Genomic DNA, 13,960 nt, shown 5'->3' with positions numbered 1-13,960 from the left:
GGGTTAAATTTCTTTTTCTATCTCATAAAGTTCGTAGCGCACGGTCTTAAAAATCTCTGAAATTTTAACGTCGATGAGCTTAAAACACTCCTCTAAAACCCTTGCGCTTTCTTGCGCTCGTTTGATGTTGGCGGTTTGCAAATCGTCCAAATTTAGGCGAATTTGCTCCTCTTTTAGGCTTGGTTTTAGCACGTCGTTTGCTGCGTCGCGAAATTTTAAGAATTCTTTTTGCGGGATTTTTGCCTTGTGGCGGAGAGTTTTTATTTTTTTAGCGAGGGCTAGGTCGTCAAAACCGTAACGTCTGACGTCCTCGACGACTCTAAGCCCTTCTTTTAAGCGATTTAAATTTGCGTCTATTACGCGGTAGAGCCGCTCTTCGCTAGTCATCGCTATTAAAAAATCCTAAAATTCTAAGCAATGAAACGAATAAATTTAAGAAATCAAGGTAAAGATCAACTGCGCCCTCGATCGGAGTTTCGTAGTTGCCGTGGATGATATTTTGCGTATCGTAAAGGATATACGCGCTAAATAAAACCGCGCCTACGCTAGCGATGCCGAGCTGTAAAACCGGGCTGTGGAAAAATATATTTATGATCGCAGCCACGAGCAAAACGATAAGCGTGATGAAAAGCATCTTGCCCCACGCGGTAAAGTCGCGCTTGGTGTTCATCGCAAATACGCTAAGTCCGCCGAACGCTACCGTCGTAAGCGTAAAGGCTTGAGCTACTATCGCAGCGCCTCCGGGCATCGCAAAAGTGCGTCCCAAAATAGGCGTAAGCGTAAGTCCGCTAACGAAAGTAAAGGCAAAAAGTAGGATCAAATTTAAGCCCGCTTTGCGTTTGGCAAACATTAAACCGACCAAAAGTCCTAGCTCAAGTATCACAAATAGCCAGTAGTTGCCCGCTACCGTCGCTCCCAGCGAGCTATAAAGCCCGACGTAAGCTCCGACGCTGGCTGCTAAAAGCGAAGCCGCGAAAAGCTGATAGGTTTGCTTGATAAACGTGCTAAGCGCGCTTTGCGAATATTCGCTCGCAACCTCGTGCTCTCTTGAGTTTGCATAGTTTCTGTCATATAAACTCATTTTTTCTCCTTTTTTAAATTTTGACGCAAATTTAGCCAAAAATAGGTAAATAAAATATAAAAGATCACTGAATTTGACGCGCGAAAAGCATTTTAAAAAATTTTAACGAACTTTGAAACGTTTTTGATATAATATTTTATAATTTTTTTATACGGGAAAGCAGATGCAAGGTATCTTAGACGGCGCAGTAAAATTTATGGAAGAGGATTTTTTGGAGCATAAGGAGCTTTTTGAAAGCCTAGGCGAGAAACAGACGCCGCACACTCTTTTTGTCGGCTGTATCGATTCGCGCGTGGTGCCTAGCCTTATAACAAACACGGTTCCTGGCGACCTAGTAGTTGTGCGAAATATCGCAAACATCGTGCCCCCATACCGCAAAAGCGAGGAGTTTTTGGCTACAACGTCGGCGATCGAGTACGCCTTGCAATCGCTAAACGTAAAAAACGTCATCATCTGCGGGCACAGCAACTGCGGTGGCTGCGCGGCTTTGTGGATGGACGAGGCTAAATTTAGCAAAACGCCAAACGTTAAGCGCTGGTTAGATTTGCTAGAACCCGTAAAAAAGCGCGTGCAAAAGCTTTTCGGCGATAATATCGCAAAAAGAGAGTGGCTAACCGAGCGCTTAAGCCTCGTAAATTCGTTTGAAAATTTACTGAGCTATCCAGACGTCAAGGCTAAATTTAAAGACGAGGAGCTAAAAATTTATGCCTGGCACTACATAATAGAAACGGGCGAAATCTACAACTATAACTTCGTAACAAAGAGCTTTAAGCTGCTAGGAGTCGAGAAATGAGAAAAATTTTAGCCACCGTTTTTGCGCTGTGCTTTGGCTTAAATTTACTCGCAGATACCAAAATCGACGACCTAAACGCGACAGACATCCTAAGCGTCATAAATCAAATCAACGAAGCAAACGCTCAAATCGCCGTTATCAAGGCCCAATCCGCCGAAAATAACGAAACCGCCGATAAAAACGTGCTTTTTAAAACCGTCTCGGAGAAAAAAGAAAAGCTAATCGAGCAAATCCCCTACCTCATCATGCAAATCGAAATCGACGAGGAGCAGGTGCAGAAATTTAAGCGCGAAATGCAAAATTTGGAATCAAAAATCAAACGGCTAAAAAACTCGGACAATCAAAATTTATACGTAAAAGACAAGCTGGAGTTTGAGCGCATGCGGCTTGACGGGCTGTTTTACTCCTCGCTTTTAAATTTGGAAAATATCTTCAAAGAGGGCGGCAAAGCCGTGGACGTAAGGCTCGCCGTCGAGGAGACGCTGCTTAGCTTTCAGACGGAGTTTTACGCGCAGTTTAAGGAGTTTAAGGATAGTCTAAACGAGGAAGCGCTCGCTGCGCACAAAAGCGAACTAGAGGCTCTAGAAGCGCACAAAAAGACGCTTGAAGAGATACTCCACTACCTACGCGATAACGCCGAGCTGCTCACGTCAAACTACATCATTTCGGAGCTAAATTTAAAAACGGCGATCGATTTTATCAACGAAAAGGCTTCGTTTACGAGCAAATTTAACGTCGGCAAGGCGGCAATCATATTCGTCGTATTTTTATTTTTCGTCTCGTTTACGACGCTACTTAGCAGGCTCACGCTGTGGGCGCTAATGAAATTTTTCGTCAAGCACGACTCAGACAGGCAGACGAAAGGGCGCATCGTAGAAATCATCAAACGTCCGATGCTGCTCACCCTTATCGCATACGCGATAGATATTTGCGTATCGATCGCGTATTATCCCGCTCCGATGCCGATAAAATTCGCAAATTTCCTAGCGATCACTTTCGTTATCGCCGTTACCTGGCTCATACTTAGCGTACTAAACGGCTACGGCATGGTGCTCATCAACGAGCTAACTAAAAAAAGCGGGCGCAAAGAGGTGATAAATTTGATCCTAAAGATCATCTATTTCATCATCTTCGTTATCGCGCTGCTTATCGTGCTTAGCAAGCTCGGATTTAATGTTAGCGCCATCATCGCCTCTCTTGGTATCGGCGGCCTTGCGGTGGCTCTTGCGACTAAGGATATTTTGGCGAATTTCTTTGCTTCCGTCATGCTGCTCTTTGATAACTCGTTTTCTCAGGGCGACTGGATCGTGTGCGGCGACATCGAGGGAACGGTCGTGGAGATCGGACTTAGGAAAACGACCGTGCGAACCTTTGACAACGCCCTTATATTTGTGCCAAACTCAAAGCTAGCTAGCGATCCGATCCGAAACTGGAGCAGGCGAAAGATGGGACGACGCATCAGGATGCTAATCGGATTAGAATACAGCGCCACGACCGAGCAGATCAAAAAGTGCGTCGAAGAAATCAAACAGATGCTAATCGATCATCCGGACATAGCAAAGGGCGACGATATGGGCTCTAAAAAGGCTAGTCGCTACGACCGCGGTATCGTCTCGATCGACGATTTGGCCGGTTATAAGTCAAATTTATTCGTCGTCGTGGACGAGTTTGCCGATAGTTCGATAAATATCCTCGTGTACTGCTTTTCAAAGACGATAGTTTGGGGCGAGTTTTTGGCCGTCAAAGAGGACGTGATGCTAAAAATCATGAATATCGTAGAGGCCAACGGGCTTGGATTTGCCTTCCCTAGCCAGAGCCTATACGTCGAAGAAGTGAAAAAATAATTTTAAAGGAGAGAAAATGAGCGAAGAATTTGACTACGAAGAGGAAGATTTGGAGGAAGAATACTCCGAATTTGACGACGAAAGATCCGAGAAATACAGCTATAACTACGACGAGAACGACTACGAATACGGCGACGAAGACGAAGAGGACAGCTACGAGATATGATTTACGCACTCAAATTCGGCTTTGCGGGGTAAATTTGCCGACGGGCCGAATGTGGAGCGTTTAAATTTAGCTTTTACGGGTAAATCCGGCGTGTAGTTTCAGCTGATTTTTGAGCTAAATTTGGACTAATATACGAATTTGTCTTTTTTTAATGATCCCAGCAACCGCTACCTTCAAATTTAGGCATTTATATCTAGCTTTCGGATTTTATTTAGAGCTTCTAAAAGTTTCGTTACGTCCGTTCCTTTTTCTTGTTCGGCTTTGATAAATTTCTCGAAAAACTCGCGCTTTATATCCTTATAAATATAGGTTTGACTTTTGCTAGTAGCGTGGATAGGTTTAAATTTCTTTTCTTTTGCGGCGTCTGCTTGCGCTTCCTCTTTGGCTGTTTTATCAAAGTCGCCTTTTTTTAGTGCGATTTTTTGTAGCGCGTCTCCGATACTCTCGCCGTTTTTAAATACGTCTTTTAGAAATTTAAAAAACTCTTTTTTGCTCGCTTCGTCCGCGTAGCTCACGCGATCTTCTATATCTTGTCCCAGAAGCGTAATGCGCTCTTTTGCGGGCGTTTGGTCGAAATTTAGCGCGCCGTCCTTGAGCGAAATCTTGACGTTTGCGTATTCACCTAGGATTTTATTTGCCGCGTACTCGAGCCACTTGTCTTTAAACTCCTCCTCGCTCATATCCGAATCCAGTAGCTTTGAGGCATGGGCGTCCATTATCAGGCCGCTGCCACTACGCATGCCAAGCCCCGGGCCAAACCCGCCCAGATCCACGTTAAATTTACTCAAAAACTTATCCACGCTAAAGACGTCCTGTCTAAATATATCAGACGGATCGCCCGCGTGCGCGATCAGGGCTTGCGTGCTATCTACGAAGCTTTTTAGCTCGGCGGCTTTTTCTTTGTCTATACTCGGATCAAGCCCGTTCATCTTGCCCCAAATGCTGAGTTTGTCGTCTCTCGTGTAGCCGCTTAGAGAAAATATCCTCCTAGCAAATATGGGTTCGCCAGGCTTTAGTCCGAGCTCCTTACGCCAGTCATCCACTACCTTTTCAAACCCCATTTTGACGGCGAGCCACATGCTTAAATCCTTACCGGCTAGCTTTTCCGGATCAACCTTGTCCGCCCAGATTTTGAGCTCATTTCGGTCTAGTTTATCCGGATCAAGAGCGTCATAATCGACCCGTGCCGTTAAATTCGGCTGTGCCAAGCTTAAATTTGAGGCCGAATCGGCAGCTTCTTTTTCCTCGCGCGCTTTTAAATTTTGCCCGTGAGCGCTACTAAAATCATAATTTACGTTTGCGTTAAATCCGTTTACGCCGCTTATCATCTAAAATCCTTTTAAAATTTAGCTTTCTAACGATATCGGCAAATTTTGAATAAAATTTAGGGTAAAAGATAAGAAGCGATATCAAATTTACGGTCGGCCGTCAAGGCGCATAGATGCTGACGAGTCGCCGTAAATTTGCGCCGAATCGCTACCGGCCGGCAAACGCTTGCGTAAATTTATTTTTGCTCAAAGTCTTCCCAGGGATTTATGCAGTAGGTGCCGCGACCTGCGTGTTTAGCCCTATAAAGAGCATCGTCGGCGCGCTGAAGTAGCAGGTCAAACGAGCCGTGCCCGATCTGTCCTTCTGCGATGCCCGCGCTTACGGATAGTCCGTTAAATAGTGGATTTTCTTGACAAATTTTAAAAAATCGGTCAATCAAAATTTGCACGCGAGGCGCTATGCTTTGCATATTCGCGCCGTCGGTAAATATCGAGATAAACTCGTCTCCGCCGATGCGTACGTTCATAGCGTCGTTAAAAATTTCCTTTATCAGCTCCGAGATCGCGACTAGAGCCTTATCGCCAGCCTGGTGCCCGTGCTCGTCGTTTACCTGCTTGAAGCGATCTAAATCCATATAAAGTATGCTCATATGCGTGGTTTTTAGCTTGTCTAAAAATGCATCCAGCTGGTTGCGGTTAGCTAGCCCCGTGAGCTGGTCGTAGTGGGCTAGATGTTCGATGTTTTGCAGATATTCGTACTCTTTCGTCACGTCGCGAGCGATGCCTACGGTACCGATGATCGTCTCGCCGTCAAATATCGGCGTTTTATACGTTTTTAGCTTGCTTAGGTTGCCGTCTGCTTTCATCACTTCTTCGTCCAGCAGGCAGGTTTTGCGCGCGGCTACGACGTCGTCCTCGGTCTGAACGCAGACATAGCCCGTTTGCTCGTATATCTCTTTTGGGATATTCCAGATATAGTAGTGATCTTTACCGCGAACGTCGTCTTTTTGCTTATCTACGACCTCGCAAAAGGCGTCGTTTACCTCTAAGTGCAGCCCGTCCATATCTTTAAACCAGATCATATCCGGAGACGAGTTTATCGTCGTCTGCAACCACGTTTTTTGTAGCCACGCCTCTTTGCGCTCGGCGATCAAATTTAGCGCTTTTTCAAAGTAAAAGTCGTCTAAATTTGCGCTTTCAAGCCAAATTTCGTCGGCGATTTGTTTTTGTTCGCCGGTTATCTTGCTTGCATCTCTCGCGTAAATCGCCAAAAAGCCGTTTTTGCCGATACGGTTTTTTAGCTCGGGTAAATTTAGTCCGCAGTTCTCGCTTGCGATGATGAGATATTGATTTTCATCGGGTATGGGCGCAAGGATATCGCTTGAGCTTTTTATAGTGCTAAATTCATGCGTAAAGCGCGGTCTTGGCTGGATTTTTTCTAAAATTTCAAGCTTGTTTTTTAAATCCTCGCTTAAGCAAATATGCAGTTTGACGCTATACATAATCTCCCCTTTTTTATTTGAGAAAATTATACGACACTTTGGCTTTATTTGGGCTTTTGAGGTAAATTTAGCGCGGCATAATTTAAGGCGAGCAAGGCTTTAGCTAAGCCCGCTCGCAAAATTTAAAGTCGGTTAGTTTTTGTACATAAGATTAGGCAACCAAAGCGAAATCTCCGGGATATACGTCACCAAAATAAGCCCGATAAATAGCGTCAAAGTCCACGGCAAGCATGAGACGATGACGTCTTTTAGATTCATGCCGGTTAGGCCGCTAGCGACGAATAAATTCAGTCCGACCGGCGGCGTGATCATGCCGATTTCCATATTCACGATTAGCAGGATACCAAAGTGCACCGGATCCACGCCTAGCGCAGTCGCGATCGGTAGCAGTAGCGGCACCATAATCATCACGACAGATGAGGGCTCCATAAACTGTCCCATGATGAAAAGCAGGATGTTTACGATAATTAAAAAGCCGATCTTGCCGATATTTGCGGCTAGGATGCTGTCTGCTATCGTTTGCGGGATGTTTTCGCTAGTTAGCAGATACGCAAACACGACCGCGTTTGCGATGATGAAAAATATCATCGCCGTCGTGATAGCAGACTCTAGGCAGATGTCCCACAGGTCTTTAAATTTGATATCTTTATAAACAAATAGCGAAATAATTAGCGCATAAATCGCGCTCGCCGCCGCAGCCTCGGTCGGGGTGAAAATGCCGCCGTAGATACCGCCGATAACGACTACTACGATTAGCAGCGCCCAAAAAGCTCTGAAGAATTTTTTTATCCGCTCGCTCCAAGGCTCGGGCGTAGTAGCTTTAAATCCAAGCCTTTTCGCTCCGATATAAGTCTGCGCTATCATCATGCCGCCTAGCATCAGTCCAGGCACCACGCCCGCCATAAATAGCTGCGCGATACTGACCTCGGCCGTAACGCCGTAAACGATCATAACGACCGAAGGCGGGATCAAAATGCCTAGAGAGCCCGCGGTTGTGATGCCGCCCACGGCGTACTCTTTCGGATAACCCGCTTCTTTAATCGCGACAAACATGATAGATCCTATCGCTACGACCGTAGCTGGCGAGCTGCCGGAAACCGCGGCAAATATAACGCACGCAAATATCGCGCTCATCGGCAGGCCGCCGGGTAGGTGTCCGACCATGGATTTAGCAAAATCTATAATGCGTCTAGCAGAACCGCCCTTGCTCAGTAAATTTCCGGCTAGGATAAACATCGGTATCGCCATGAGGGCAAATTTGTTGATACCGTCAAAGATAAGCTGAGGTATCGTCGCGACGTCAAGATCCGTAAAAAGAAGCATCGTGATAACCGTACTAGCTCCAAGCGAAACGGCGACGGGAACGCCTATGAGCATAAGGCCAAACAGCGAGATAAATAAAAATGCGATGGTCATAGGCTCTCCTTAGCTTTTCTTGACCGAGTCGTGTATCATCTCGGCTTCGTTATTTACGATGACTTTATCCGAAGGCGTCATAGCGATCTGGAAAATTTTCTCTCCGGCGCGGTAGCTGGCTCCTAAAAAAGCGATCGGAAGCACCAGCATAGGTATCCACTGCGGCACGCCTAGATCCACGCTCATGAAATCAAGCTCGATCATCACCTGCAGATACTGCACGCTATAAACTACGATAAACATCAAAAATACCGTCGTTAGTATATTTGCAAAGATGAGATAGGCCTTTGCGACGATGGGCGGAAATCTCTCGATCAAAATCGTAACCGAGATATGTATGCCTTTTCTAAAGCCGTATGCTGCGGCAAAAAACGCCGACCAGATAAAAAGATAGTTGGTTAGCTCGCCCGCCCAGGACCAGCCCGTGTTAAAGCAGTATCTCATCACTACGTTAACAAAGGCTAGCAGCGTGCCTGCGGCGATGCCTAGCACCGCTACGGTTTTGTTTACCGAGGCGATGCCGACATCTAAAATCTCAAAAAACTTACCCATAAAAGCCTACTTCGTATTTATCGTTTTTTCTATCAAATCTTGACCGATCACGTTGTAGAAGTTCGGATAAATCGGCTTCATAGCTTCCGCCCATTTGCCCTTTTGATCGGCGTTTAGCTCGATGATTTCAAGCTTTTTACTTTCGCTTGCGAATTTTTTAAGCTCGCTTAAAATATGCTCTTCTTCTTTAGCCGTCTCTTCGCGCTCGAACGCCGTAGCCTCTTTTAGAGCTTGCGTTACGTGAGCCTTCATATCATCAGGCAAGCCTTTCCAAAACTTCTCGCTCATAACGACTAAATATCCCAAATATCCGTGGCCTGATAGCGTTAAAGAGCTTTGCGCCTCGTAAAATTTGGAGTTATAGAAATTTGAAAGCGGGTTTTCCGTCGCATCGACTACGCCTTGTTGAAGGGCCGGATAAACCTCTGAAAACGGCAATACTTGCGGGTTGCCGCCGACTACTTTGATCTGCTCTTCAAGCACTTTTGAGCTTTGGATGCGGAATTTTTGTCCCTTAGCGTCCGCAGGCTCTACGATAGGCTTTTTGCTAGAGCTAAAGTGCTTAAATCCTGCGTCCCAAAAATCAAGCGCGATGAAGCCTTTTTTAGCGATCATATCTTTTAGAGCTTGTCCGACTTCGCCGTCTTGAACAGTGTAAAGATGGGCGTTATCTCTAAAGATAAACGGCAGGTCAAAAAGCTGAAACTGCGGCACTATCGGCGTAAATTTAGAAAAACTAGGCGCCGCCATCTGTACGTTACCCAGCTTTAGCGCGGCAAAAACCCTATCGTCGTCCATTAGTGATGCGGCAGGATATACCTCGACCTTGATCGCTCCGCCGCTAAGCTCGCCGACTCTTTTTGCAAAAAAATCGGCAGCCTTGCCTTTTGGCGTAGAGGCGGCCACGACGTGGGCGAATTTGATCGTGTATGTTTTGCCTGCGGCAAACGCGCTGCCAGCAAGCGCGCAAGAAAGAAGCAGTGCGGAAAGTAACTTAATTTTCATCTGTGATCCTTTTTAAAAGATTAGCTAATTCAGCTAGGTGCAATTATAATTCATAAAAAAGCGGCTGCGTGAAAATGTTTCGACTTTTTGCAATAAATTTCAAATTTATGTGTATATAAGTAACAATATCTCAAATTTGACCGTCAAATTTGAGTGCAAGCCAAAGCGAAATGTAATACCAAAAAGACTAAATGTTACGAAAATACACATTATTTTATCAAATTTGATCTTTTCGTGCGGCGAGACCAATCAAATTTGATAAAACGGAAACATCGGCGGCTTTGTTTGCGCGTTAATAAATTAATTACTATTTTATTGCTATAATACGGATAAATTTTATTACAAAGGAAAAATTATGTTTGAACTTAGAAAACTGCCTTTCGATCCGAAAGCAAACGCCGTCGTAAGCGAGGAAACCTGTAGCTACCACCACGGCAAACACCACCAAACCTATGTCAATAACCTAAATAATTTGATAAAAGGTACGGAGTTTGAGGGCGCTAGCCTCTTTGATATCTTGGTAAAAAGCTCCGGCGGCGTGTTTAACAACGCGGCTCAGGTTTATAACCACGACTTTTACTGGGATTGCATCGCGAAAAAAAGCCAAATGAGCGACGAGCTAAAAGCTCGCTTGGAAAAAGATATTCCAAATTTTAAAGAGGAGTTTTTAAAGGCAGCGACTACGCTTTTTGGCTCCGGCTGGGCGTGGCTAGTTTACAATCCAAAAGAGGACAAACTACAAATCGTACAAACAAGTAACGCGCAAACTCCGGTAACTGACGGCCTAGTACCGCTTCTAGTCGCGGACGTTTGGGAGCACGCATACTACGTCGATCACAGAAACGCGCGCCCGGCGTATTTGGAGAAGTTGTTTGAAAATATCAACTGGGATTTCGTCTCGAGTGCTTACGAATGGGCGCCAAAAGAGGGGCTAAATTCGGTTAAATTTTACGTTTCCGAGCTTCACGGCGGCGCGAAATCTTGCTGCGGTTGCGGCTGCCATTAATGCCGAAAATTCGCCGATTTCGCGACTTTTTAGGAGCGGCGATAAATTTGCGGCGGCTTATTTTCTAAATAAGCGTAAGCCCGCGAGTAAACTTAGCCTTGAACGAGGACTCCTTCTTGGCTAAGTTTACTTTATATAAACTATTTTGAAGTAATATTCGAGTCTCATTTCACAAAAAAGGACGAAAATGAAGAAGTTTTTAGTTTCATCTTTGGCGGCTTTTGCTGCAGTTGCTATGCTTAGCGGTTGCCACGCACACAAAAGCGAGAGCGCAAACAAAGCTCAGATCACCAAATCAGAAGCTGAAGTTATTAAATTTACGGGCGTAAACGATCCGAAATACGTCGTTAGACTAAGCTCTACCGATAAATTTAACACAGCCGTGCTAGAAGACAGCAAAGGTCACAAAATCAACCTTAAAAACGCAGTCACAGCAAGCGGCGTAAGACTAGCGAACGACGATATCGGTACAGAGATAACGTTTAAACGCGGCGAAGGTATCCTAAACCTTGCAAAAGGCGGCGAGGATATTTTCTTGAGATACGACGAATAAAAACTTTCCCGCCAAATTTTACGGCGGGACTTTCTCTCCCTCAAATTTACCAAATTTAACTCCCGCAAAATCTCGTCAAATTTGAACTTTCGCTTGTTTTTCATCCTTCTTTTAAAATTGCTCTAATTGAATATCTATTATCAAAAATAGCTTTGTCTTAAAATTTAATAGCCCTTTATAAGATGCCCAAATATACGTGCTTTAAAAGCGATTTTAAACTTAAAAATGACATTTTTAACTCAAATTTCGTCGCTAATTCTTAAGCCAATTTTCTTAAATTATTGGATATACTGCAAGGATTTTTATTTAAAAGTACTATAGGAGTTGGTAGGTATGAAATTTATTTTAAAAAGAGATGGAACAAAACAGGAATACCTACCTTATAAAATACAAGACGCGATCAAAAAAGCCTTTGAAAGCGAGTCAAAAGAGTACGACGACAAGGTCTTTTTAGACGTGATGGGGCATGTGTTTGACAGCGAAGTTTTGAGCGTGGAGGACGTGCAAGACTACATCGAAAAGGCGCTTTTTAACGCGGGACACTTCGACGTGATGAAGAGCTTTATGCTCTACCGCCACACGCACAAGCTTCAGCGCGAGCAAATTTTAGGACTAAACGAAGACACCACCTACATCAACTCCACTCAAACCATCAGCGAGTACATCAACGGTACCGACTGGCGAATTCTCGCCAACTCAAACACCAGCTACTCAAACGCCGGCCTCATCAACAACACCGCGGGCAAGGTCATCGCCAACTACTGGCTAGATAAGGTGTATAGCAAAGAAGAGGGCCTCGCGCACCGAAACGGCGACTATCATATCCACGATCTTGACTGCCTTACCGGCTACTGCGCGGGCTGGAGTCTAAGAGCGCTTTTAAACGAGGGGTTTAACGGCGTGCGCGGCAGGGTCGAGAGCAAGGCGCCCAAGCACTTTAGAGAGGCGCTGTATCAGATGGCTAATTTCTTAGGAATTTTACAAAGCGAGTGGGCGGGCGCGCAGGCGTTTAGTAGCTTTGACACTTATCTAGCGCCTTATGTTTTCCGCGACAAGCTAAGCGATAAAGAGATCAAAAAGGCGATAACGAGCTTTATCTTTAACCTAAATGTGCCGGCTCGCTGGGGCCAGAGTCCGTTTACCAACGTAACGATCGACATCACCTGCCCGTCCGATCTGCGCGATCAGATCCCGACGCGCGAGGATCGGCATATATTTAGCGACCTTGAGGATGAGCAGCTTGCTAAAGAGGCGCAAAAACGCGGCTTTGGTAAGCTAACGGATATGACCTACCGCGCCTTTGAGCCCGAGATGAACCGCATCGACAAGGCGTTTTACGAGATCATGACCGAGGGCGACAAGTGCTCTCAGCCCTTTACTTTCCCGATCCCTACCGTAAATATCACCGAGGACTTCGACTGGGACAGCGAGGTGGCGAAGGTGCTTTTTGAAAACACCGCGAAAATGGGTTCGAGCTATTTTCAAAATTTCGTCGGCAGCCAGTACACGATCGATGAAAACGGCAACCGCGTCGCAAACGACAAGGCCTATAAGCCGGGCCACGTGCGCTCGATGTGCTGCCGCTTGCAGCTAGATTTACGCGAGCTGCTAAAGCGCGGCGGAGGGCTGTTCGGTAGTGCGGAGATGACCGGTAGTATCGGCGTCGTGACGCTAAATTTAGCTCGCCTGGGCTACCTATATAAAGGCGATAAAAAGGGACTCTACACGCGCCTTGAGTATCTGCTAAATTTAGCCAAATCCACGCTCGAAAAAAAGCGCAAATTTATACAGGATATGTACGAACGCGGCCTGTATCCGTATACCGCGCGCTATCTAAAACACTTTAATAACCACTTTAGCACCATCGGCATCAACGGCATGAACGAGCTTTTGAGAAATTTCACGAACGACAAGGAAAATATTGCGACTGATTTCGGGCGAGAGTTTGCGATCGAGATGATAGAGTTTTTACGCGGTAAAATTCGCGAATTTCAAGAGAGCACCGGCAACCTTTACAACCTCGAAGCCACGCCTGCCGAGGGCACGACGTATCGCTTTGCTAAAGAGGACAAAAAGCGCTATCCGGATATCATCCAGGCCGGTTTTGGCGAAAATATCTACTACACCAACTCCACGCAGCTGCCGGCAAATTTCACCGACGACGCGTTCGAGGCGCTCGATCTACAAGACGAACTGCAAAGTTCCTACACGGGCGGGACGGTGCTGCACCTATATATGAAGGAGCGCATCAGTTCGGCTGCGGCTTGCAAGGACCTCGTGCGCGGCGTGATAAACAACTACAAGTTGCCGTATATCACGATAACGCCGGTCTTTAGCGTCTGCGCCAAGCACGGCTACATCAGCGGCGAGCACGAATACTGCCCGAAATGCGACGAGGAACTTTTGGCTAAATTTAAGGCTGAAAATAGCGTAAAGTAGGCTAAATTTGAGTGGCGAAGCTGGGTTTTGCCGCTTTTTAAATTTAACTGCGTATTTATGTATAAAATCAAAATTTAACTAAATTTGACCCCGCCCGAGTCAAAATAAGCGGGGCAAATTTGATTATTTCTCGCCAAGCGGCCAGTAAACGATCGGTTTGTCTCCAAGCCTTGCTTCGCCGTGATACATGCCGAGCTTATCTTTCGTCCACGCAAAGCCCGTGTGTCCGTGCTTGTCGATCGAGATGATGCCGCCGCTACCGCCTAGAGCTTTGACCTGGCTTACCGCTTCTTCGGCGGCCTTTTGCACGTCGGAGGTTTTAGGCGGCGGCGGCG

The 13,960-nt window shown here is 45.8% G+C and carries 14 protein-coding genes; 6 read left to right on the top strand and 8 right to left on the bottom strand.

Annotation, left to right across the window (positions count from 1 at the left end):
- Window positions 1-3 precede the first annotated feature (3 nt).
- Window positions 4-387 (bottom strand): hypothetical protein, encoded by a 384-nt coding sequence (locus tag CSHOW_RS09685; RefSeq protein ID WP_002947020.1) that lies wholly within the window; start codon window positions 385-387, stop codon window positions 4-6.
- On the bottom strand, window positions 380-1,081 hold the full coding sequence (locus CSHOW_RS09680) for a Bax inhibitor-1/YccA family protein (RefSeq protein ID WP_039895106.1): 702 nt from the start codon (window positions 1,079-1,081) through the stop codon (window positions 380-382). The genes CSHOW_RS09685 and CSHOW_RS09680 overlap by 8 nt, the downstream gene beginning before the upstream one ends.
- 163 nt (window positions 1,082-1,244) lie before the next feature.
- Between CSHOW_RS09680 and CSHOW_RS09675 the strand changes: the two genes are divergently transcribed.
- The 3 genes from CSHOW_RS09675 to CSHOW_RS09665 are packed head-to-tail and all read left to right on the top strand — an operon-like array spanning window position 1,245 to window position 3,884.
- The gene (locus CSHOW_RS09675) at window positions 1,245-1,874 is read left to right on the top strand and encodes a carbonic anhydrase (RefSeq protein ID WP_002947018.1); all 630 of its coding nucleotides are present in this window, start codon (window positions 1,245-1,247) and stop codon (window positions 1,872-1,874) included.
- The gene (locus CSHOW_RS09670; RefSeq protein WP_002947017.1) at window positions 1,871-3,718 is read left to right on the top strand and encodes a mechanosensitive ion channel domain-containing protein; all 1,848 of its coding nucleotides are present in this window, start codon (window positions 1,871-1,873) and stop codon (window positions 3,716-3,718) included. The genes CSHOW_RS09675 and CSHOW_RS09670 overlap by 4 nt, the downstream gene beginning before the upstream one ends.
- A 16-nt stretch (window positions 3,719-3,734) precedes the next feature.
- Complete coding sequence (locus tag CSHOW_RS09665; RefSeq protein WP_002947016.1) at window positions 3,735-3,884, top strand: hypothetical protein; 150 nt, start codon at window positions 3,735-3,737, stop codon at window positions 3,882-3,884.
- A gap of 179 nt (window positions 3,885-4,063) precedes the next feature.
- On the opposite strand, the gene CSHOW_RS09660 is transcribed toward CSHOW_RS09665, so the two are convergent.
- The 5 genes from CSHOW_RS09660 to CSHOW_RS09640 all read right to left on the bottom strand — a co-directional run bounded on the left by CSHOW_RS09660 (window position 4,064) and on the right by CSHOW_RS09640 (window position 9,627).
- On the bottom strand, window positions 4,064-5,212 hold the full coding sequence (locus CSHOW_RS09660; RefSeq protein WP_002947015.1) for a hypothetical protein: 1,149 nt from the start codon (window positions 5,210-5,212) through the stop codon (window positions 4,064-4,066).
- A gap of 176 nt (window positions 5,213-5,388) precedes the next feature.
- Window positions 5,389-6,654: a sensor domain-containing diguanylate cyclase gene (locus tag CSHOW_RS09655; RefSeq protein WP_002947014.1), complete on the bottom strand. Its 1,266-nt coding sequence runs from the start codon at window positions 6,652-6,654 to the stop codon at window positions 5,389-5,391.
- Window positions 6,655-6,786: 132 nt separating this feature from the next.
- Complete coding sequence (locus tag CSHOW_RS09650) at window positions 6,787-8,070, bottom strand: TRAP transporter large permease (RefSeq protein WP_002947013.1); 1,284 nt, start codon at window positions 8,068-8,070, stop codon at window positions 6,787-6,789.
- Between the two features lie 9 nt (window positions 8,071-8,079).
- The gene (locus CSHOW_RS09645) at window positions 8,080-8,622 is read right to left on the bottom strand and encodes a TRAP transporter small permease (RefSeq protein WP_002947012.1); all 543 of its coding nucleotides are present in this window, start codon (window positions 8,620-8,622) and stop codon (window positions 8,080-8,082) included.
- A 6-nt stretch (window positions 8,623-8,628) separates the two neighbouring features.
- Window positions 8,629-9,627 carry a DctP family TRAP transporter solute-binding subunit gene (locus CSHOW_RS09640; protein ID WP_002947011.1) on the bottom strand — a complete coding sequence of 333 codons (999 nt, stop codon included), beginning with the start codon at window positions 9,625-9,627 and terminating at the stop codon, window positions 8,629-8,631.
- Window positions 9,628-9,982: 355 nt separating this feature from the next.
- Between CSHOW_RS09640 and sodB the strand changes: the two genes are divergently transcribed.
- The 3 genes from sodB to CSHOW_RS09625 all read left to right on the top strand — a co-directional run bounded on the left by sodB (window position 9,983) and on the right by CSHOW_RS09625 (window position 13,625).
- Window positions 9,983-10,633 carry a superoxide dismutase [Fe] gene (gene sodB / locus CSHOW_RS09635; protein WP_002947009.1) on the top strand — a complete coding sequence of 217 codons (651 nt, stop codon included), beginning with the start codon at window positions 9,983-9,985 and terminating at the stop codon, window positions 10,631-10,633.
- A 187-nt stretch (window positions 10,634-10,820) separates the two neighbouring features.
- Window positions 10,821-11,186: a hypothetical protein gene (locus CSHOW_RS09630; RefSeq protein WP_002947008.1), complete on the top strand. Its 366-nt coding sequence runs from the start codon at window positions 10,821-10,823 to the stop codon at window positions 11,184-11,186.
- 333 nt (window positions 11,187-11,519) lie between these two features.
- Window positions 11,520-13,625 (top strand): ribonucleoside triphosphate reductase, encoded by a 2,106-nt coding sequence (locus tag CSHOW_RS09625; RefSeq protein ID WP_002947007.1) that lies wholly within the window; start codon window positions 11,520-11,522, stop codon window positions 13,623-13,625.
- A gap of 123 nt (window positions 13,626-13,748) precedes the next feature.
- Here CSHOW_RS09625 and CSHOW_RS09620 read toward each other — a convergent pair whose 3' ends face one another.
- On the bottom strand, window positions 13,749-13,934 hold the full coding sequence (locus CSHOW_RS09620) for a hypothetical protein (RefSeq protein WP_002947006.1): 186 nt from the start codon (window positions 13,932-13,934) through the stop codon (window positions 13,749-13,751).
- Window positions 13,935-13,960 lie beyond the last annotated feature (26 nt).

Origin of the sequence: Campylobacter showae (assembly GCF_004803815.1) — a bacterium.
GTDB lineage: Bacteria > Campylobacterota > Campylobacteria > Campylobacterales > Campylobacteraceae > Campylobacter_A > Campylobacter_A showae.
The sequence above is the reverse complement of the archived record's forward strand: the minus strand, read 5'-3'. Positions and strand labels throughout refer to the sequence as shown.